Below are 19,386 nucleotides of genomic sequence, written 5' to 3'. Positions count from 1 at the left end.
TCAACGGCTCCGCCGATATTTGATTTGGACCGAACCGGCCGGGACGGGCGCGCTGGAATACGCCACTTGCCCATGACAGTAGACCGTCGCGCTCGCAGATGCGGCCAAGCGCACGCCTGCCCAATTCATGCAGAGCGAATAGTCGTTCGCCGATGGCATGCGAAGGTGCTGCACCTGCGATCCCGCGATGCAGTTTGCTTGCGTGATGCTCGGCGTCGGGTTCGTGCTCAGAATGGCGAAGTAATCCGTCGATGCCGTCGCGCCGCCGCCGCTCCAAACGAGGCTGGCGCTGATCTCGTAATCACCCGCAGACGGCAAGAGGACCGTGCCGATCAGCGTTGCGACCCCCGACCCCGACACGCTTGTCGAACTCGTGTTGAAGCCGCTCTCGCCCATCTCGCCCGACGCTGCGGCGTCGTTCGTCGTGGTGCCGGGAACGTGCGCGACGCTGTTGAAGCCGCGAATGTTCGCGATCAGCGTCCAAGTGCCCGAGACGAGTTGATAGAGGTTATCATTCGCGGTGTTGAGATAGAGATCACCGTTCAACTGCCCCGAGATCGTGCCCGGTGCACCGCTGCCGTAGTACCATTGCGATCCGCGCGTGCCGGTGTTGCCGGTGTTGCCTTGCAGCCCTTTGATGTTGCCGACGACGCTCCACGCGCTGCCGGAATACTGGTAGACATCGCCGTTCGCGGTGTTGAGATATTCGTCGTTCGCCGCTTGGCCCGCGATGGTGCCGGGCGCGCCGCTGCCGGTGTACCAAAGCGCGCCGCGCACGCCTTGAATACCCTGAATGCCTTGGATTCCCTGGATGCCTTGCGGGCCGCGAATGTTGCCGACGAGCGCCCAAACGCTGCCGCCATACTGATAGACATCGCCCGTCGATGTATCGAGCCATTGATCCTTCGAACGCGGATCAGGTACGTCCGACGGCGCGCCGCTGCCGGTGTACCATTTCGCGCCGCGAATGTTGCCGACCGGGGCGCCCCACGATCCGGCCGCGCGCGTATAGACATCGCCGGTCGTCGTATCGAGATAATCGTCGCCGTCCGCTTGCCCGCTGATCGTGCCTGGCGCGCCGCCGCCCGTATAGAACAGGCTGCCACGCGTGCCTTGCGGCCCGGTGTCCCCGACCAGCGAGACGGACGCCGGCCATGTGCCATCCTTCGGGCCGCGAAGATCGCGCGCGGTCCTATCGAAATAATAATCGCCATCGAGGCCGACGACGCCAGACGGCGGGCCGAAGCCCGAGAGAAGAGTACTGCCCTTGTCGCCTTTGTCGCCTTTCGCGCCCGGCGGGCCCTGCTCGGGCACCTCGATCACTTCGGCTTCGGCGTCGCCGATCACGCCAACGTCCGTCGTCGGATCAGCGACGACTACAATATCCCAACTCACCGGCTCGCTCCTGCGGCGTGCGTCAACGTCCCGGACCAAATCCGCAATCGCTCACCCGCGTGGATGCGGATCAGCGAATGAACGTAGTCGCCCGGCGCGAGGCGCCGCAGCGCGTCATATTCGATGGTGACGTTGAATTTGCCGTTCACTGCATCGACGATCTCGATGCCGCCGTTCTCGGTCGTCAGCAGAAGTTGCTCCGTCGCATCCGTCGCGTGTCGGCGAATGCCCATCCGCATAGTGTCGCCGGTCAAATCGATCGGCGTGCCGTTGGTCATCCGATAGACGAAGCCGCGCCGGAAATCCGCGTCGCTCTCCGTCGAGATGTTCACAGTTGGCATCGCTCACCCGGCAAAGATTACGTCCACATCTTTCATCGTCTTGACGGTGCCGGCCGCGGCGCCCTCTTGCACCTGTGCAAATTGGGCGAAGCACGTTTGGACGTGCGCCAGCACGGCATCCGAGAGCGCGATGATCGCCTGCGCGTTGAGTTCGATGATCGGGCCATCGTTCATCACCCAAGGCGTGGAGAAATTCGCATCGGCCGCCGCCGCGATCCGCGCGCCCATGATCATCTGCTTTGATCGATCGTCGGTCGCGACCGGCGCGCCGTTGAAGGTGATCCCGCCGGTTTCCTTCATCCATCGCTTGTTCGCGGCGTAGGAAACGAGATCAGCGAACAGGTTGTAGGGAAATAGAACCTCTTGGAGCGAGGCGGTGGTTTGATTGCCCTGCGCGTCCCGCGGCCAGACCGTCGGGAATGCTTGGTTGCGCCATTCCTGAAAATCGGCGTCACTCTCGTCGATCAGCGCTTGCAGCCGCGACGAGAACAGCCGGCCGTCGTCGGCTTTCCAGTACCAGTCGTAAGGATTGAAGATCATATGTATTGACCTCCCGAACCCTGAAATCCGGCCACATTGCCCGGCACGTAGGACGCGCCGCCGCCGCTTGTGTTGATCACGCCGTTGGTCGCGGCGTAGTAGCGCTGGCCGGTCGCGCCGCCGCTCAACGACGAATAGATGAAATCGATGATTCCAACGTCGAACGAGCGCAGGAACGATGTGCCATAAGCCGGCGTGCCGGTGATCGTGAGTGCGGGCGGCGCCGAGACGGGCCCAACGTCAAACTTGCCCGCCTGCTCGCAAGTAACAAAGCACCCGGGCGAAAAGCCATTGCCGGACGAGCCACCCGTGATGCGCCAGACGCCGCCGCTGAAACGGATTTGACCGCCATTGACGCAACGGTTCTGCGCGCCGCCGCACGCGCGCCACTCGAAATTCGTCAAGATGACGGTCGCGCCCGCGCCGGCATAGACGCCGTTCAATTCGTGCAGCGCGCCGTTACCCGAGCAGCCGACGCTAAAGCCGTCCATCTGATTGGCCTGCCCGCCGACGCCGATCGCCGCGTCGGTATCGACGCCTGAGATCGTACAATTGGTCGGATTGGCGGTGTTGCCGTGCCAATAGACGTGGCCGGCGCCGGAGACGGCGGGCAGGCTCACGCGATCATAGCCGCCATCGGCGACGTAGACATCGACGTTGTAGCCGTTGAGATTGAATTTCTCGATCGCGCTCGCCGCGCGCTGCAACGTGCGGAACGGTCCATTGGTCGCGTTGATGACCGTCGCGCTCAATCCATCATAGGCATCGTTGCCGGTCGCCACGTTGACGTAGTACGTGCGCGGCGCGGTCAGATAGATCGGGCCGCCCGAACCGCCCGCGTTGACGGTGGCGAGCACCCATTGCACGCCGTCATAGATGAACCGCGCGATTTGCCCGACGACGAGATCATAGATTTGCAGATTGGTGCCGTCGGGCCGCACGATGTGCTTTGGCGCGAGCGGGTAGCAGGCAAGCGTACTATCGCCGGCATTGCTGTTGCCGATCTTCAACCGGACTTCCATGCCGGTGTAATAGTCGTCCGGCGTCGGCGTCAGATGCGCGACATAGGCATTCGAGGTGCCGAAATCGGTCGAGTAATTCAGCCGCGACGACTGGATCGCCTTTGCCAGTTGATGCATGTCGGCATCAGTCGGCGTGAACGCGACATCGCCGATCAGGTTCGCGATCTCGCGTTGCGTGTACTCGATCGCCTCGGCCGGCGGGATCGAGCCGAACCGACCGACCGACGGATCACCGTTGACGTAACCTGCATTCGGATCGGTCACGCCATAAGGTTGATGGTACTTCACGAAAGGTCCTCCTTACGGTGTGCCAGCCATGCTGCCGCCCGTGGTCAACCCGGAGTAATCGAAGATGATTTGCGTGTGCGCGGGCTCCCAGCGGCGCAAGAGACATTCGAGATCGGTGGCAAGCGCGATCCGCAGATGAGGGTCGACGCCGCACTGTCCGCCACCACCGCCGCAGCGAAACCACGTCAAGCGCGCCTGCGCGACATGCACCTTCCAATAGTAGCGGTTTTCGACCGGCCCCAAGCCGTAGTTCGGCCAATCGGACAATTCGCCGTCGGCGACCGGCAGGCCGCGCGGATTGAGCAGCGGATAACCGAACCAATCGCGTTGCGTGCCGCTGGCGTCGCCATAGATGCGGTTATCGCCGCAGCGATCGAGGCCGCACATGAACGGCCGATATTCGCTGATCGAGATCACGTAGCCGATCTGCGCCGCGATGCCGATGAAGAACGCGCGGGACTGCGCGCCCTCGATTGTCATCCGCTGCACGAGCGCGATCTGGCGGTCGCCGATCGTGAGCGGCTCGTCATAACAGGGATCGGGCAGGCCCCAATTGCGCTCCCAATCGGGCAGCAACTCGATCGTGGTCCTCGGGTCGCTCTCGCTTTCGAGCAGATGCGACGCGCGGGTCTCGATCAGGCCCCAAATCTGCGAGAGGCCCCGGACCACCCGCATCAGCACGCTATCGTCGTCGCGCGGCCACGCTTGGCCCTTCGGCAATAGCGCGGCGAATGCCTCGGCGTAGTCGTCGCCGGATCGCGTAACGTGCTTGTCAGGCATACAGGATTGTCCCGACGAACGGCATATTGCCGGGCTCGGGCATGGCGGTGGTCGTAAACGTCAACTCGTGATGATCCTCGCCGACGGCGCCCGAGATCGCCTCGTCGACCCACGAGCGGTACATGGTTTGCCCTGGCCGCGAGCGCTTCAATTCCATGGTCTTGATCGCGTCCTCGATCTTGCCCCGAACGGTTGGCGTATCGGTCGAAAGGTTCGCGATTGTCAGGTCGTAGAACAGCGGGACCGGCGCCTCGACAAACAGGTCTTTGACCGCCACCGGCCGCATCGTATCGAGATAGGCGCGGACGTTCGCGACATCATCGGCGGTCGGGATGCCACGATTGTCCGCGCGGAGATCATCCATCATGAACCAGACGATGACCGTGCCCGGGCCCATGTCATCGCTCGCCCATGCGCGCGTAACCCCGGCGACGCCCTTCGCCCACGTCACATAGTCATCAACATCACCGCCCATCGGCGGCTTTTGGATGCGCTCAAGGACGCGCTCGCGCAACTGGTCGTCGCTCTCCTCGTCGACCCCGCCGTCCATCACCACGACGGTCGCTTGCCCGTCCACGCCCGCGATGATCTCGACGAACGAGAGAACGTCATCCTCGGGCAGATTGCCGGCGATGCCGGCGGTCAGAGCCTCGGCGGGCGCCGAGCCGGTGCCGTCGCCGCCGATTTCGCCGCCCTCGGTCGTCTGGTAGTCGATGCCGTTACTGCCGCGCAGCACCGAGAATGCCGGGAGGACGGTGCCCGAGGCGCCGGTAAAGGTCAGCGATCCCGCCGCGAATTTTGCCGCCTTGCGGCCCCTCGATCCGTCGGCGTTCCGGAGCCAGATATTGCCGTGCCGATCGAGCCATTCCTGCTCGGCGGTATCGGGCAGCAATTGCTTGGCGAGCCAATCGATATAGAGCAACACCAAATGCGCGAGGCCGGCCTTGGCGTCGCTCATGATTCGCAGCGCCGAATTCGGGATCAGCGTCCTTGCGCCCAATTGCGAGAGCACATAGTCGCGCGTCAGTTTCCGCACGTCTTTGAGCGTCGGCGTGGACCACGGCATCAGGCAAATCCTAATTCTTCCCAAAGCTCGGCATATCGCAGCGCCACCGCCGGATCGGGCCCGCGCTTCAAGACCACCGAGACATCGATGCGGCTGGTATCCGTGCGCTCGGCGCCGACATCGACGGATGATGCGATGAGCTTGTCGATAAACGGCTGCATCGCGGCGCGCGCGTAGCTATTGGCGCGGAACGCGGTGCCGCCATCAGCCGCGAGCGGAGATGAGATTTTCGCTCGCCGCAGCAGCCAAAGCTTTGAGCCGACCGGCCAGCCGTCCCAAATCTCCTGCGCGTCGAGGTCACCCCACCAGCCGCCGCGATCGGTATCATCGAGGCCCGGCAGTGGATCGGTCGCGCCCGCGAGCGCGTCGGTCCCGAGCGCGATGATCACCGCCGATTGCAGCGCGAACGTCTCGTCGAGCACATTCTGATCGGTCAGCAACCAGTCGAGTTGCACCGCATAGCGCGGGAAATCCGCCTGTTGCAGATAGCGAATGTCGGTCATGGCTCGGTGTCGAGAGAGTTCGGCGGCCCGGGTTGCGGCGCCTTGACGAGCACCGCGCCGCTGCCGCTGTCTTTCGTCGTCATGCCGACGCCGCCGTTGACGCCATAGACCGGGTTGTCGGCGTCCTCGCTACCGAGCTTGACCTCGCCGATGAAAACCCACCGGCTATTCCCTTTGTCGTAGTAGCCGACGACAGTATCTCCGACGCGAAACTCGATCCGGTTTTTGGTGCAGCGCACCTCGGTATTGACCGACTTGCCCTCGTGCGGGAAATCCTCGTCCTGCTGCTGCGTTCGCGATTGGCCGCCGGCCTGGCTGGCGCCTTGCTTCTGCGGGCGCGGTTGCTTGTCCTTTTCGACGTGTCGCAGCGACGCCATGCGCTCGACATCGTTACCGTCGTCGTCCTTGCCGTCGAGCGTGAGCAGGAAAAGGCCCTTGCGGCGCATCAGCGTCATCTGGCCGATGTCGTCATATTGCGCGTTCTCGCCGGGCTTCAAGCCGCGCGGCCGGTGCCGACGATCATCAATCCCGACAATCACCGGATGATTTCGCTGGCCGCCCTGATAGAGCACCAAGGCCTCGGCTGCCTCGCCCTTCGGCTGCTCGGGCTGCGTCTCGCCTCCCGATCCGCCGCTCTGCTGCTGTTGCGATCCCTGTTGCTTCGATCGCGGCAACGGCACCGACGTAAAGCCGTAGTTCTGCACGCGCTCGATATTCTTGCGGCTATCGTTGTTGAAAAAATCCAGATGCATCTCCTGCATCATCGGATTGTCGCTCGCGCTGTTGAGCGTCGCCCGGGCCAGCGTATGGACCGTGCGGAATGCCATGTCGCGGATCGAATTTCGATGCATTGCTATTCCGTTGGCGTCGAGCCGGAGTAGTCCGGCCGGCCGTTCATGTGGAAGGGATCAACCATGGTCAGCGTCGCGGTGGTGCCGGCGCCGACCGATTGCTCGTAAAGGATGCTGCGGCACCCGAGCAGCATGTTCATGAGCAGCATCGGCGAGCGCACCCAATATTTGTCGCCGGCTTTCCAGAGTTCGCCGCTCTCGCGCAGCCACCCTTGCACGGTGATGTTCAATTCGATCCGGCCGCCCTCGGTGAACAGCTTTTCCATCTCGGCGCTGCGCTGGGCGCCGTGCTGATCATCGGACACGTCCATCAAGGTGACGCGGGTTCTATTCCGCGTCGATGATCCGGTCGTCTGGCCGACCAGCTTGTTCGACTGGTCGCCCCACGTCTGATCGTTCGAGGCGCGCTGACCAAGCGAATAGATTTTCTTATAGACGTTATCGTCCGCGATGACGCCATTGGCGCGCAGGATGTTGACGCCCTCGATCAGCTTGTCGCTTTCGACTGCCGCGTGCTCGCCGATCGCGAGCAATTCGCCCTTCTCGGTCGATCCCATCACGATTTTGCGCTGGCGCGCGTATCGCTCTAACGCCGACCAGATGATCTCGCCGGGTTGAACGTGCGCCTGCTCATATGGCTTTTCGTCGATCGCGCCCATGGTCTTGAGCGAGACCCCGACGGGCGCGATCAGAGCGCGCGCGATCTGCGACCAAGACTGATTGTCGTATGATCCGCCTTGCGACCAGACCGAGACGGTCGAGAGGTCGAAGGTTTTGCCGACGCCGACGATGCGAACGCCATGGCTGCGCGCGTCATAGCCCACATGGCGCTCGGTGACGTAACCGTGCACCACGAGTTGGCCGGCGAGAAAGACATCGACGATATCGCCCGGCTTGATCCGCAGATTGTTCATGATCTGCGCCTCGGACATGCCGGTGGCCTTGCCCATGTCGTCAAACTCGGTGCAATCGAACTGGAATATCGGGAATGCCTCGGTGATCCGCACCTCGACCGTTACCGCCGTCCAATCGAAATAGTCCTGCCCGTTGATGCGCAGGAACGCGATTTCCCTCGGGTTCATACCGCCAGCATCCGCCCATCGCGCGGCATGAATGCCGGGTGGACCACCTTGTTTTCGTTGCGCAGGTCGTCGGCGCGCGATGCGTCGGCATAGAAGCGCTGCGCCATCGCGAGCGCCGGCAAGGTCTGCGCGACGTGGTAATTGACCACGCGCGGCAACTGCCGCCCGGTATCGGTCAGATATTTCGTCACCGAAGCCTGTAGCGAGATGATCGCCATATAGGCGCCGGCTTGGAGATCATCGCTTGCGATTTCCGCCGCCGCGTCGAATGCCGCCGCCATGGTTTTCGCGACACTATCGACATCATCGCGCGACTTGAATTCGAGGTCGGTCACGAGCCGCGCCTCCTGCGCGAGCGATAGCCGGACGATCATCTGCACCAGCACCGTGGCCGAGAGGCTTTGCGGGCTTTCGGATAGCGCTTGCAGCCGCACCCGCGCCATCGTGACCCATGTTGCGCCGGCCGCCCTGGCCTCGTTAAGGCAATCGATCATCTGCGCGGCAAATGATGCGCTGTCGGTGATGGCGCTATCGCTTGCCAGCAGCTTGCCGACCACCCGGCGCAATTCGGAGCCAGATGATCCGGCGCCGGCCGTGACCGTCGACAGCACCGCTGGCCCGATGCGCTGGATGATCGCGGCCACCTCGTCCTGATCCGCCCAAATCATGTGCCGAGCACCATGCGTTCGAGCGCCGCCGCCGCATTCGTCACCGCCGCCTGCGTCACGATCGAGACATCGCTAAAGCCCGGCTTGCCGTACTCGACGAAATCCATCTCGACGCCGCACATGCCGCCGCGCTCGCGGCTTTCGGTGATGGAGTATTGAACCACCATCACCTCCATGTCCTGTCCCTGATACGGCAGCGGCAAGCGGAGCGTGCCCGGGCCGTCCTGCTCTAACGCGGTGATCAGCGCGTCCTTGCGATAGAGATAATCCGGCCCGATCAGGTAGCCTTGCACCGTGAAGCGAATGGCGGACCGCCCCATGTCCTCGGCATAGGGCAAATTCCGCTTCGGATACTCGTGCACCACCGTCCGCCGCCCGCCTTGGCGGTGATCGGTCTCGACATGGAACATGGCGCCGCGAAAGGTCGCGGTCTGATACCGATCGCGCCACGGGTTATGAATGTCGCGGATCGCGGTCATTGCGCGCCACCATCAAGCCCGGTCTCGCCCATCTGCCGATAGCGCTGGATGCGGGTGCTCTGGAAAAGGCCGTCGCTCTGCGCGTCGACCTTGGTCCCGCCCGGCGCATGCACATTGACGTTGACGGTGCCCTCGGCCTTGACCCCTCCTGCGCCTTTCGCCAGAGCCTCGTCGATGCGCCGATACGAGAACCGCGCATCCGTCGGGAAGGTCTTGGCCGAATATCCCATCTGCGTCGCCGCAGCGGAGTTGATGTCGATCCCGCGCCCGGTGCGCGCCGCCGGCCCGAGGTCGGTTTGCGGCAATGTAAATTTGCGACCGTCCGGGGTCATCACCTCGAACATCTGGCCGAGGGAGCTGCGCGACGGCAGCGCGATCCCGGGCACCGAGAGCGGCTTGCCCGATGCGGTCAGCTTGCCCGCCGGCTCCGACGGATCATGCCAGCCGGGGCCGCTACCGAACCATGACCCTTTCACCGACTTGCCGGTGCCCTCGGCGTTCGGAGTGCCGTTCGCACCAAAGCGACTGCCGCCGCCGTCCTCAAATTTGCTGCCGTGCGGCCCGCGCCATTCGAGATGTGCCGGGTCCTTTCCACGTATCCCGCTGGCATCGGCGAGCGGCTGGCCGATATTCCAGCGCTCCTTGATCTCCTTCCACTTCTCCGGATTGGCGGCCAACCACCCCTGCATCGCGGGCGAGAAGAATTGCTGATCGTCGATGTCGGTCGCCGCACCCATCGCATGCGATGACCACCCGCCGCCCCAGCGCTTCGGGCGCGGATTGTATGAGCCGAGTTCTTTGATCGGCGCGCCGGCTTTGCCGAGATCGCCATAGAAGCCGGAGAAGTCTGCCGCTGCGTCGGGATGGACGAGCGCCTTTCCGAACGGCGTCTCGATCGTTTGCAGTTCGCTGCGAGCGAACGGCCGGTCGCGCCCGTGCCGCTGGAACCAGTTATACATGCCGCCTTCCGAACGCGGCCCGGCCACGGCATCGCTCTGTGGCCCGGTCAGCGGATTTGCGCCGCTCTGGCTGGCGCCACCTTGCGGATTGTTGAAGCTGCGCGGCACCGCGCCGCCACCAGTGGCGCCGCCGGGACCGAACGGCCCGAGGTTCGGAAACTCGGCGCTGCCGAACCCGCGAAAGCCATCACCGCCACCGCGCGCGGCAAATCCGCCGCCGCCGAAACTCGCCTTGATGATACCGCCGCCACCGCCGCCCGCGCCGGGCCGCGATAGCTCGAAATTCATCTTCTTGAAGTTCTCGGCCAAGTCGCCGGACTGTTTCTTGAGGTCGTCACTCTCCTTGGACGGCAGGTTCGGATGGGAGCCGAGGCGGGCGGCGCCCGGCCCTTTCCAGAACTCCTGCCACCATTTGAGCCGTTCTTCGCGGCCGCGCTGTTGCCCGCCAGCGCGCGGATTGTAATTCGGTGCGCGCTCGGCGCCGCTACCAAGATGCTGCTCGATCCACTCGACGCCGGCCTTGGTCTTATCGAGCAGGGTATTGATGGCTTCGAGGCCGCGTGTGAATGCCGGGAACAGCGGCGTCAGCGTGCGCTCTTTCAGTTTCGTCAGCGTATCGTCGAATTTTTCCCACTGCTGCCGGAACGCCTCGCTCTGCGCGATGGCTTCGGCGCTATAGCGGCCGGTCGCAACGTATTGCTCGTTGAGCCGCTGGATTTCCTGCCATGACATCCGCGCGGCGGCGGCGGTGCCGAACATGCTCTCGGCAAAGCGGCGCGCAGCGGCCGGATCGCGGCGCTGGATTTGCTGCATGCGCTCAAAGGCGAGGCGCAGCGCATCCATCGGGGTTTGCGCGCGCCCGATCGCCTCGACGACATCGCCCGCGCCGAGCTTGTACAGTTCCTCGCGGACGCCGCCGATCCGGAGCCGGAAATCCTCCGCGTTCCTCGTGAACGTCTGCATCGCCGAGAGCGCGGCGGATGGATCGATCCGAACCTCGCGCGCGGCGCGCTGGAACGCCTTCAACTCCTGCACCGAGACGCCCATGTCCCGGGCGGCGAATTTCAGGTCGGCGGTCTTGTCGGCGAACGCTTGCAGTTCTCGGCCCATGCCGTAGAAGGCCGCGCCGATCGCCGCGAGCCCGACGACGATGCCGCCGCCAGCGCCCCGGAACGCCCCGAAGGCGTTGAGCAGGCCGCTGGTGCCGGTCAGCGAGCCGGTGAGTTGCGTGACATGCTTTTGAAGGTCGCCGAATTCTTTCCGGACCTTCGACGTGTCGACGCCTTGACCGACGGTGGCGAGTTGCTTGCGGAGTTGGGCCAATCCTGGCGACGCTTGGTCGCGCAGGGTCGCCCGCATCCGTAAGACATCTTCCTCGGCCATCGCGGTTATTCCGTTTGCTTGCCGCTCATTGTCTCAGCCAGCCGCTCGGTCCAATGCATGTGCTGGCCGATCTCCTCCACGGTCAGTTCGAGGAATTCGCGCGGGTGCCGCCCGTAGAACTTCGCGAGCCGGTAGCAATGGAGAACTAAATCTTCGTCAGGTCCGGCATAAAAAAACCGGCGATTGCCCAAGCCGCCGTGCTCCAATCCTGCGGCGACAACTTCGCAATCACGCTCGGCGGCTGGCGATAGAGTGCGCACATCATCGCCGCCATCTTCTTCTCGTCGAAGGTGACGGGCACGTCGCCGTTCCAGTTGATCTTGAGCGGGTGCCCACATTCGATGATGTCGGCGCCCGTCGGCTTGCGGTATTTCAGTTGCGTGATCTTCTCCTCGCCGAATTGCACCGGCTCGGAGAGAACCACGATGTTCGAGGGTGTCGGCGCCGCCTGCGTAGCGCCATTGTTTGCCGCCTCAGTCATATTTGCCGCCTCTTGAATTGGCTTAGCTGATTTCGTCACATGCCTCGCCTTCAAACCGCGCCCGGAATTGGCCGTCGTGCGTATTCAACTCGATTGCTGATTTGCACCACGCATTCCGCAGCACGTAGACTTTGCCGTTGATCAATTCCGCCGTGACGGAGGCGTTGATGATCAATTCCATGTCCTCAAGGGAGATTTCCGGCCGAGACGAGATATCGCCCTCGATGAACGGGACGCGCGGCAATTCGCTATAGCCGTGCACGTAGTCCTGGCCGGCGATGCCGGCGCGCTCGACCGCCGACGGCGACACCGTGAACGCGCCCTTGAGCGGGTATTGATTGCCGTCGACCTTGAGATAAGCGGTGCCCGCGACTGCGACGCCCATGTTTGTGCTCCTTCATGGAATGAAAAAGCCCGCGCGCTGGTGGCGGCGGGCTTGAGATGATCGGTTGCGCCCGATCGGGTTACGAGATGGCGGCATCCACCCCGCGATCGTATTGCAGCCGGAATTGCGCGAGCGTGGCGAACATGCGCAGTTGGTTGATGAGGTCCGGCGGATACAGCACGTTGAGCCGGTTCGGGTTGTTGCTGTCCCGCTCGACGATCAAATTCGCCTTGAACGCTTTGGCGTTCTCGACCAGCCCGTTCCACTCGTCGAGCCGATACTGCGCGACCAATTCGGCCTTGACGATCTTCGGCGTGACAATCGCCTGACCGGGGCCGAACCGCGTGCCGTCATCGGCGAGCTTGTGGCGCGGGAATTTGCTGGTAATCGCCGCTTTCTGCCGGCGCAGCACGGCCGCGAGCGTCGCGAGCGTCGTCACCAACTCGTAAGCGTCGTCGCCTTGGCTGTAGAGGTTCTTCTGATAGGTCGTACTCTCCCGCTTGATCATCGGCACGCCATCGGCGCCGACGCCTTGCGTCGCGAGACCCGCGCCCGCCAGGTTGTTCAACTCGGTTAGCAGGAACCTCTCGTTCTTCGGCGCCGGCAGAATGCCGTCAAGCGAGAGCGTTTGCAGCGGGCGCGCCGGGTCGTTGATCAGCGCGCGGCCGGCCTTCGCGGTATAGGCCGCCGCGACATGCCATTGCGGCGACGGCATGTTGGTTTCCATCGCCATGACCGAGACCACCCCGGCATTGTTGTTCGGTCCCCACGTCAGCAGCGACGAGTAGCTGCCGCGCCGCGCCGAAAAGACGTGTCCGAACAGTTCGCGCATCCAACCCCAGCGCCCGCTATCGCCGAAACCGTACTCGGTCTCGATCGCGACCAGCGACGTGCTGTCCGTGAACGGGAACGCGACATATTCGTAATTCTCGTCGCCGAGCGCGGCGATGGCGGCGGAAAGGTCAGGCGTGCCGGTGCCGCCGGTCAGCTTGCCGGCATTGGCGAGCGTAAAGGTCAGGCCCGCCGGCATCTCCTCGGCCGCGAGCGAGCCGCCGTAATTGACCCGGAAATCGATGTCGTTTCCGTCCACGCCCTTATGCCGCGCGGTCAGCGTCACCACGCCCGCCGCGTTGGTCGCCGTGACCTCCATGGAGGGATCGGCGCCAATGGCCGCGACGATCGAGGCGGCCACCGTCGTCACCGTATCGCTTGCCGAGATCGGCACCGCGACGCGCCGGCCGGCGACGTAGACATAGACCGTGCCGGCTTGCGTCGGCGGCGTTGCCACCGTGACCGTGCCGGTTGCCGCCACGCCCGCCGACGGTTCGTCCAGCGGCACCACCCACAGTTCTTGCGATGCGCTGTTCTTGAAAAAGATTTGCGTCATCGCATCGAGCATCGAGCCGAGGCCCGCAAGCTGTTGCGCCTCGGCAACCGAGCCGACCGGGACTGGGACATTCGAGGCCGCCGAGCCGGCCGCGAGTTTGTAGCCGAAAAGCAGCGCCGGCTGGCGCAGGGTCAGCGATCCCGCCTTCGAGGGATCGACCTCGACCCAATAGAGCGGCATCTTCCAGTTGGCCGGGATGCTGTTGAACGAGATGGGCATTGTGGTTGCTCCTTCGGTCTATGAGCGCGCGCAGCCGCGCGGTTACTTGTCGGCCTGCTCTTTCGGCGCGGCGCGCTTCGGCTCGTCACCCTCCTTCGCGTTCTCGTCGACCAACTGGATTTCGATGTCCTTGTCAGCGATCCGGCGCAGCGTGAATTGATCGAGCGGCCAGAGGGTGCGCGCTCCCGCGACTGGGTGATGGATCATCTTGCTGCCAACCATCTTGACCTTGACCATTTGAACCATGGCGTCCGTCCTTTCAGTTTTGCTCCACGTCGTATTGCTCGATGACCTGCCGCACCCGGGCGGGATCGGTGTCCTTCGACGGATAGCGGGTCTCGACGTGCAAGGTTCGGTAATCGTCGGGGATGACCGGCGGCCAATAGGTGCGGAACGTCACGATTATTTCGATCTGGATTTCCGCGAGTGGCGTTTCGCCCATGATCGCGTATTGCGATCGGCGGTCCATCTGCTCGACGCCCTCGATCATGCTGATAAAGGCGGGACTGGTGAGCAGCCGCTCATCAATCTGCGCCATCATGCTTTCGAGAGTCGTGAATTGCGATCCGTCATCGGCCGCGCTGACCGCGCCCGCGATCCCGAGATGCAGGCGATGGAAGAAACGCGGCTCGCCCGCGTTGGCGTCGCCATCGGTCGAGCGCGTCTCGCGCAAAATGTAGACGCCGAGCAACGGGAGATCGGTCGGCGCGACTTGCCGCATCGGCGTTCGCTTGAACGTCTTGAATACGGGATCGAACGGCGTCGCTTGCAGCACTGCGAGCGCCTTGTCCGCAATCTCGATCGCGTAAGTGCTCACGGAGTTTCCTGCGGTGCTGTATTGCGCAAAAGGATCACGGCGCCGCCCTGGCCGTCGGTATCGACATCACCGACCCAATAGAGGCCGTCGACCCCATCGACCTTGATCCGGTCGCCGATGTCCGGCGGGATCAAAAACTCCGCGAGGCGGATGCCAAGCGTGGTTTCCTGATCGGAGAAGATTGTGCTGTCCTGCATCTGCACGTCGATCGGGCGCGACGAGTAGACGCCGCGACCGAGATAGGGTGCCCCGTTCGGGAATTCGGCCGTGACCGTGCCCGGCTGGCTCACGCGCGGATAGAAGGTGCAAACCCGCGCAAATGCATTCATTGCCGGGGCGAGGACGACCGCGGAAAAATACATGGGCTCGCCCTCGACCCCGTTAGGCGGCCCGCCGACCTTGGATCAGCACGCCCGGCCGCGTGCAGATATTCAGGTTGTTGGTCTGCACGTCGAGATTGATGCCTTTGTCGTTCGGCATCGCGTATTGCTTGGCGTAGCGCGGCTGCCCCAGCGTGTTGACGGTCTCCATGTAATCGGCCGGCGCGAAATAGGTCCGGAACAGGCCGGGGACGCCGGTCGGATAGATGTGGCACTTGTCGGGATCGATAAAAGCCTGCGCGCCGACCTGACCGCGATAGTTTGTCCACAAGATGCCGCCGAACGGGAACGAGCCGAACGTCTGGCCCGAGCTATCAACGTAGCCAGAGCGCAGTTCGGCTGCCGCCTGATAGTTCTTGTAAGTGTCGCGGACTTCCTTGTGCATGATCAGCGCGTCATAGAAGGCGTCGCCGCAAAGCGCTTCGAGGCCGGTGAATGGCGTTCCATCGAGCAGCGCGGCCACTTGGCGCGTCACGCCCGCGCACGTCTTGCGCAGAATGCCGTCGGTCGGGTTGGCGTTGGAAAGATCGAAGCCGATTTCCGCCGGCTGCGCGACGTCGAACGTGGTGTAGAGATTCAGCGCCGATCCATCGGCATAGGTGACGACGCCCTTGACCGCGCCGATCCGGGAATACTCGATCGTCGCCTCGTGCGATTGCCCATCGACTTGCATGCGCTCGCCGACCAGCCGCATCACGCTATCCTCGCCGGTCTCCTGACCGAACGGGCGAATGTTCTGCACTTCCTCGGCATAAACCGCGTCGTTCACTTCAAAGTGCGGCACGTTGATGGACAGCATCGAGCGCTTGCCCTTGTCCAACGTGATGCCGGGACCGCCGCGCGGCGTGGGCGGCACGAGAGACAGAACGTTGTTCTTGCTCTCGATCGCGATGGCGGTAGTGGTCACGCCGCTCTCGGAGAACAAGCCGCGCGACCCGAGATAGCCGGGCACGAATTTCAGCTTGTTGATGGCGTCGGTCAGCGAGACCACGCTGAATGCATCGCTGTTGAAAACATCGAGCATAGGCATTGCCGGGTTCCTTTCAGACAAAAGGCCACCGATCCCCGACAGCGAGCCGCCGTCGTTGTCGAGGACTGTGGGTGTTAGGGAGAGCGGGTTTTGCCCGCGCGTTAGCGGACGATGATGCCGTTCGCCGCGAGCGCCGCGATGGCCGTCGCCTTTTGCAGAGCGGTGATGCCGGCCGGCCACGTCAAGATGTTGCCGTTGACCTCGGCGTCGCGGGTGATGGCGGCGATTTTCGCGGTCTCGCCCGCGCCCGTGGTCACGCCATAGATCGCAATCGCCGCTGCGTTCTGCGAGCCGTCGGCCGCGCCGGTCGTAAAGCCGAGATAGGAGCCGTCGGCAGTGACCATGCCGAGCACGGTGCCGGGCACGATGGTTTGGCTGGCGCCGATCGTGATATTATCGCGCGAGCGCTGACCGTTCGCCTCGGTCAGGATGAACTCTGCCGGGTGCCGGCCCTCGATGAAGATAGTGGGCATGCTGGTCTCCTCTTGGGGTTACTTGCGCACGCGAGAATTCAGCGTCTCGGTGATCCGCCCCCATGCGGCGGCGGTCCTCTCCCGGGCGGCTTGCGTGGGCGCGGCGCGGTGGTGCTGGATTTCAAGCTTCTCGTCCTCGGCGGCGCGCGCCTCGATCAGCTTCTTCCGCACGTTCTCGATGCCCTCGTTTGCTTTGATGTAACCGGCGGCGAGCTTCGGCAGGCCGGCGAGCGCGCAGAGATCGTTGATCTCGTTGACGTATGCGATCGTGCTCTCGCGGCCCTCGCGGCGCGCGTCATCGAGATTGATGATCTCAGCGCTACCCGGCTTCGGCGGCTCGGTGCGATTGCTAGGAGCCAGGCCCGGAACCGGCCGCACCGAACCCGGCTCCTTCTCGGCCGGGGCCGGAGGCGGCTCCGGCTCGGCCGATTTTATTACTCCCTGCAATTGCTGCGCGGCGTTCTTCGGCAGCAGGCGCAGGGAGAATTTGGCGGCCATCTTCACCGCGTCCTTGATCTCGTCGGCGAGGCCAAGCTCCTTCGCCTCGCTTGCGTCCATCAAGCGATCTTCTTTCATGATCGCCGAGATTTTCTTTTCGTCCTGACCCGATCGCTTGGCATAGGTCGCGGTAATCGAGGTATCGAGGCGCGCAAGGTCATCGGCCATCGCTTGCATGTCGTGCGCGTTGCCCATGGCAAAGCCGCTCGCGCCGTGGATCAGCATGAACGAATTTTCGGGCATGACGATTTTGTCGGCCGCCATGGCGATGATTGAGGCCGCCGACGCGGCGATGCCGTCGATCGTCGCGACGAATTCCGCCGGGTGGTTCCTGATCTGGTTGTGGATCGCGATGCCATCGAAAGCGTCGCCGCCGGGCGAGTTAATCCGCAGATTGACGGTCTCGACATCGCCCATCGATTTCAACTCGTCGTCGAAATTCTTGGCCGACATCGCGTCGTCATTCCAGAACGACTTGCCGATCTCGTCATAGATCAGGATTTCGCCGGTCTTGTCGTCTACCTTCCGCATCGAAAACCAACGGCGCATGATCATCTCCTATGCTGCTTCGGCGTCGTCATTGCCGGACAAGTCTTGATTGGCGTCCGCCTGCTCTTGCGGATCGGGCGCGTTCGGATCGATCGGCTGCGTCGCGGATGCGCCATGGATCGGGAAGTCGAGACCCAGCCGCTTTTCGCGCTCATGATCGGCCGCGATCCGCTCGTCGGTCTCCTCGGGGTCGTAGCCCTCGGCCTCGATGACATCGCTGCGCGATTTGAAACCGCTGTCGACGGCGAGCTTTTCGGCTTGGCGGTCCTTGAGCGGGTCGACCCACTCAAAGCGCGGCGCGATCCATTTCGCGCGCGAGAGTTGGCGCTGCTGATCGGCGAAGCCCGGGAGCGCGATCGTGCCGGCGAGCGCCGCGTCATTCATCCAACGCTGCCAGACCGGCCGGCAAAACTGAAAAACCATGACGTTGTGCTGCAATTGCTCTAGCCGGCGCCGATATTCGACGATGACGCCGCGCAGCGACGAGTAGGACGCGCGCCGGGTATCGCCCGTGCCGAGCATGTAAGGCACGCCCATCGCGGAAAAGACCGCGAGTTGGTTGCGATACTGGAAAGCCTCGTAGGAGCCGCCAACATCGGCCGGCTCGGAGAATTTGATATCCTCGCCCGGCAACAGCGCTTGCATGGTGCCGGGTTCGAGCGGTGCGATCCCGACGGTGCTGCTGGTCGAGTTCTCCGGGTCGGTGACGTCGGGCAGAATATCCTCGGGTGCCGAGGACGTGATGAAACCGGCGAACATCGCCGCCAGCTTTTTGCGGTCAAGCTCGGCGTCATCGTATTGATCGAGGAAATAAAGCTTCACCATCGCTGGCGTCACCAGCGGGACGCCGCGCACCTGACCCGGGCGCGTCGCGCGGAAAATGTGGAGCACCTGATTTGCCGGCACCCGGACTTGTTCGGTCGTAAACCCCTCGGGCTCGATCGGGCTATCGCCAGGATGCTGGATATAGAACCAATATGCGGCGCGGCGCCCGACAAGATCGAATTCCACGCCGTTCATGATGTAGTTGCCGTTCGGCGCGAACCGATTGTCCCAATAGGGCAACATCTCGCTTTCGAGCACCTGCAATTGCAGCGGCGTCGAAAGTCCGTCCTCGGGCCGGCGCGGCCGAAAACGGACAAAACACTCGCCGGCCTCGAATAGCGCGCGGGCGATCAGCGATTGCATGCCGTAAAAATCGACAAGGCCGTCTGCGTCGCACTCGTCGGTCCAATCGAGCCACGCCTGCATCACCTCCTCGCGCGTCTCGATTTGCTCGATCAGCGAGGACGGTTTGATGCCGGCGCCGACCAGATTGCCGGCGAAGTTTTCCACAGCGGCGGTCGCGTGCGGATTGTTACGCAGCACGTCGCGGGCGCGGGCGCGCAATAGCTCGCCCTGCCATGACATGATGACGTTGCTGGTGACGAGCGCCGGCCGCCATGGCGCCAGCCGCCGGACATAGCGCGCCGCATCAAAGCCGGTTTGCCGCACAGCCGGCGCCACGGTCGCCGGGTCGGCCGTCGTCTGGTTGCGGATCGACTGCGCCCGGACCCGGACGCGCGGCTTGATCGCGGCGGCGGTGGTCGCCAACGGCTACAGCCCTTTGTCCGGCGGCGTGACCATGCGGAACGTGCGCCGTTGCGTGGTCCCGGTCAGGCTCGCGCTCGCGCTCGAAAAAATCTCGCGCAACTCGGACAGCGAGCGGAATTCGACCGACTTGTCGCCATAGGAGACGCGCTGCGCGCCGGATGCGAGCGCGTTCACGATGTCCTGTAGCTGCTGCGTCGTATAGACCGGATCGGCCATG

General features: G+C 63.6%; 23 protein-coding genes. All 23 read right to left on the bottom strand.

Features of this window, described 5'->3' with window-relative positions:
• The 23 genes from LRP30_RS13660 to LRP30_RS13550 all read right to left on the bottom strand — a co-directional run bounded on the left by LRP30_RS13660 (position 1) and on the right by LRP30_RS13550 (position 19,385).
• The gene (locus LRP30_RS13660; RefSeq protein WP_249760658.1) at positions 1–1,395 is read right to left on the bottom strand and encodes a hypothetical protein; all 1,395 of its coding nucleotides are present in this window, start codon (positions 1,393–1,395) and stop codon (positions 1–3) included.
• Entirely contained in the window at positions 1,392–1,727 is a 336-nt protein-coding gene (locus tag LRP30_RS13655; RefSeq protein ID WP_249760657.1) for a phage baseplate upper protein, read from the bottom strand. Before LRP30_RS13655 ends, LRP30_RS13660 begins: the two co-directional genes overlap by 4 nt.
• A gap of 12 nt (positions 1,728–1,739) precedes the next feature.
• Positions 1,740–2,276 carry a DUF4376 domain-containing protein gene (locus tag LRP30_RS13650; RefSeq protein WP_249760656.1) on the bottom strand — a complete coding sequence of 179 codons (537 nt, stop codon included), beginning with the start codon at positions 2,274–2,276 and terminating at the stop codon, positions 1,740–1,742.
• A complete protein-coding gene (locus LRP30_RS13645) occupies positions 2,273–3,586 on the bottom strand; it encodes a hypothetical protein (RefSeq protein ID WP_249760655.1) in 1,314 nt (437 codons plus the stop codon). Before LRP30_RS13645 ends, LRP30_RS13650 begins: the two co-directional genes overlap by 4 nt.
• A 12-nt stretch (positions 3,587–3,598) precedes the next feature.
• Positions 3,599–4,366 (bottom strand): putative phage tail protein, encoded by a 768-nt coding sequence (locus LRP30_RS13640; protein ID WP_249760654.1) that lies wholly within the window; start codon positions 4,364–4,366, stop codon positions 3,599–3,601.
• Entirely contained in the window at positions 4,359–5,432 is a 1,074-nt protein-coding gene (locus LRP30_RS13635) for a baseplate J/gp47 family protein (RefSeq protein WP_249760653.1), read from the bottom strand. Before LRP30_RS13635 ends, LRP30_RS13640 begins: the two co-directional genes overlap by 8 nt.
• Entirely contained in the window at positions 5,432–5,935 is a 504-nt protein-coding gene (locus LRP30_RS13630) for a phage GP46 family protein (RefSeq protein ID WP_249760652.1), read from the bottom strand. Before LRP30_RS13630 ends, LRP30_RS13635 begins: the two co-directional genes overlap by 1 nt.
• The gene (locus LRP30_RS13625) at positions 5,932–6,762 is read right to left on the bottom strand and encodes a phage baseplate assembly protein (protein WP_249760651.1); all 831 of its coding nucleotides are present in this window, start codon (positions 6,760–6,762) and stop codon (positions 5,932–5,934) included. The genes LRP30_RS13630 and LRP30_RS13625 overlap by 4 nt, the downstream gene beginning before the upstream one ends.
• 26 nt (positions 6,763–6,788) lie before the next feature.
• A complete protein-coding gene (locus LRP30_RS13620) occupies positions 6,789–7,868 on the bottom strand; it encodes a phage baseplate assembly protein (RefSeq protein ID WP_249760650.1) in 1,080 nt (359 codons plus the stop codon).
• Positions 7,865–8,425: a hypothetical protein gene (locus LRP30_RS13615; protein WP_249760649.1), complete on the bottom strand. Its 561-nt coding sequence runs from the start codon at positions 8,423–8,425 to the stop codon at positions 7,865–7,867. Before LRP30_RS13615 ends, LRP30_RS13620 begins: the two co-directional genes overlap by 4 nt.
• 107 nt (positions 8,426–8,532) lie before the next feature.
• Entirely contained in the window at positions 8,533–9,015 is a 483-nt protein-coding gene (locus LRP30_RS13610; RefSeq protein WP_249760648.1) for a DNA circularization N-terminal domain-containing protein, read from the bottom strand.
• On the bottom strand, positions 9,012–11,357 hold the full coding sequence (locus tag LRP30_RS13605) for a hypothetical protein (protein WP_249760647.1): 2,346 nt from the start codon (positions 11,355–11,357) through the stop codon (positions 9,012–9,014). The genes LRP30_RS13610 and LRP30_RS13605 overlap by 4 nt, the downstream gene beginning before the upstream one ends.
• A 145-nt stretch (positions 11,358–11,502) precedes the next feature.
• Positions 11,503–11,838 carry a phage tail assembly protein gene (locus LRP30_RS13600; RefSeq protein ID WP_249760646.1) on the bottom strand — a complete coding sequence of 112 codons (336 nt, stop codon included), beginning with the start codon at positions 11,836–11,838 and terminating at the stop codon, positions 11,503–11,505.
• Positions 11,839–11,860: 22 nt separating this feature from the next.
• On the bottom strand, positions 11,861–12,223 hold the full coding sequence (locus tag LRP30_RS13595; RefSeq protein ID WP_249760645.1) for a phage tail tube protein: 363 nt from the start codon (positions 12,221–12,223) through the stop codon (positions 11,861–11,863).
• Positions 12,224–12,302: 79 nt separating this feature from the next.
• Positions 12,303–13,829: a phage tail sheath subtilisin-like domain-containing protein gene (locus LRP30_RS13590; protein ID WP_249760644.1), complete on the bottom strand. Its 1,527-nt coding sequence runs from the start codon at positions 13,827–13,829 to the stop codon at positions 12,303–12,305.
• 42 nt (positions 13,830–13,871) lie between these two features.
• Positions 13,872–14,075: a hypothetical protein gene (locus tag LRP30_RS13585; RefSeq protein ID WP_249760643.1), complete on the bottom strand. Its 204-nt coding sequence runs from the start codon at positions 14,073–14,075 to the stop codon at positions 13,872–13,874.
• A gap of 13 nt (positions 14,076–14,088) precedes the next feature.
• Positions 14,089–14,646, bottom strand: coding sequence for a hypothetical protein (locus LRP30_RS13580; RefSeq protein WP_249760642.1), 558 nt, complete (start codon positions 14,644–14,646; stop codon positions 14,089–14,091).
• The gene (locus tag LRP30_RS13575) at positions 14,643–15,008 is read right to left on the bottom strand and encodes a hypothetical protein (RefSeq protein WP_249760641.1); all 366 of its coding nucleotides are present in this window, start codon (positions 15,006–15,008) and stop codon (positions 14,643–14,645) included. Before LRP30_RS13575 ends, LRP30_RS13580 begins: the two co-directional genes overlap by 4 nt.
• A gap of 19 nt (positions 15,009–15,027) precedes the next feature.
• Complete coding sequence (locus LRP30_RS13570; RefSeq protein ID WP_249760640.1) at positions 15,028–16,056, bottom strand: major capsid protein; 1,029 nt, start codon at positions 16,054–16,056, stop codon at positions 15,028–15,030.
• A 101-nt stretch (positions 16,057–16,157) separates the two neighbouring features.
• Entirely contained in the window at positions 16,158–16,529 is a 372-nt protein-coding gene (locus LRP30_RS13565; RefSeq protein ID WP_249760639.1) for a head decoration protein, read from the bottom strand.
• An 18-nt stretch (positions 16,530–16,547) separates the two neighbouring features.
• Positions 16,548–17,576 carry a head maturation protease, ClpP-related gene (locus tag LRP30_RS13560; RefSeq protein ID WP_249760638.1) on the bottom strand — a complete coding sequence of 343 codons (1,029 nt, stop codon included), beginning with the start codon at positions 17,574–17,576 and terminating at the stop codon, positions 16,548–16,550.
• A 9-nt stretch (positions 17,577–17,585) separates the two neighbouring features.
• Complete coding sequence (locus LRP30_RS13555) at positions 17,586–19,169, bottom strand: phage portal protein (protein WP_249760637.1); 1,584 nt, start codon at positions 19,167–19,169, stop codon at positions 17,586–17,588.
• Between the two features lie 3 nt (positions 19,170–19,172).
• Positions 19,173–19,385, bottom strand: a complete 213-nt coding sequence (locus tag LRP30_RS13550) for a hypothetical protein (protein WP_249760636.1) — start codon at positions 19,383–19,385, stop codon at positions 19,173–19,175.
• Between the last annotated feature and the right edge of the window lies 1 nt (position 19,386).

The sequence above is a fragment of the Bradyrhizobium sp. C-145 genome (assembly GCF_023375135.1).
GTDB lineage: Bacteria > Pseudomonadota > Alphaproteobacteria > Rhizobiales > Xanthobacteraceae > Bradyrhizobium > Bradyrhizobium zhanjiangense.
Note: the sequence above shows the minus strand (reverse complement) of the source record. Positions and strands in the feature narration are given on the sequence as shown.

Coding starts and splice junctions, on each gene's coding strand:
- LRP30_RS13560 (WP_249760638.1), bottom strand. CDS start 17,576: ATGCGCCGTTGGTTTTCGATGCGGAAGGTAGACGACAAGACCGGCGAA.
- LRP30_RS13585 (WP_249760643.1), bottom strand. CDS start 14,075: ATGGTTCAAATGGTCAAGGTCAAGATGGTTGGCAGCAAGATGATCCAT.
- LRP30_RS13620 (WP_249760650.1), bottom strand. CDS start 7,868: ATGAACCCGAGGGAAATCGCGTTCCTGCGCATCAACGGGCAGGACTAT.
- LRP30_RS13640 (WP_249760654.1), bottom strand. CDS start 4,366: ATGCCTGACAAGCACGTTACGCGATCCGGCGACGACTACGCCGAGGCA.
- LRP30_RS13570 (WP_249760640.1), bottom strand. CDS start 16,056: ATGCCTATGCTCGATGTTTTCAACAGCGATGCATTCAGCGTGGTCTCG.
- LRP30_RS13550 (WP_249760636.1), bottom strand. CDS start 19,385: ATGGCCGATCCGGTCTATACGACGCAGCAGCTACAGGACATCGTGAAC.
- LRP30_RS13630 (WP_249760652.1), bottom strand. CDS start 5,935: ATGACCGACATTCGCTATCTGCAACAGGCGGATTTCCCGCGCTATGCG.
- LRP30_RS13575 (WP_249760641.1), bottom strand. CDS start 15,008: ATGTATTTTTCCGCGGTCGTCCTCGCCCCGGCAATGAATGCATTTGCG.
- LRP30_RS13650 (WP_249760656.1), bottom strand. CDS start 2,276: ATGATCTTCAATCCTTACGACTGGTACTGGAAAGCCGACGACGGCCGG.
- LRP30_RS13635 (WP_249760653.1), bottom strand. CDS start 5,432: ATGCCGTGGTCCACGCCGACGCTCAAAGACGTGCGGAAACTGACGCGC.
- LRP30_RS13605 (WP_249760647.1), bottom strand. CDS start 11,357: ATGGCCGAGGAAGATGTCTTACGGATGCGGGCGACCCTGCGCGACCAA.
- LRP30_RS13610 (WP_249760648.1), bottom strand. CDS start 9,015: ATGACCGCGATCCGCGACATTCATAACCCGTGGCGCGATCGGTATCAG.
- LRP30_RS13595 (WP_249760645.1), bottom strand. CDS start 12,223: ATGGGCGTCGCAGTCGCGGGCACCGCTTATCTCAAGGTCGACGGCAAT.
- LRP30_RS13590 (WP_249760644.1), bottom strand. CDS start 13,829: ATGCCCATCTCGTTCAACAGCATCCCGGCCAACTGGAAGATGCCGCTC.
- LRP30_RS13625 (WP_249760651.1), bottom strand. CDS start 6,762: ATGGCATTCCGCACGGTCCATACGCTGGCCCGGGCGACGCTCAACAGC.
- LRP30_RS13600 (WP_249760646.1), bottom strand. CDS start 11,838: ATGACTGAGGCGGCAAACAATGGCGCTACGCAGGCGGCGCCGACACCC.
- LRP30_RS13565 (WP_249760639.1), bottom strand. CDS start 16,529: ATGCCCACTATCTTCATCGAGGGCCGGCACCCGGCAGAGTTCATCCTG.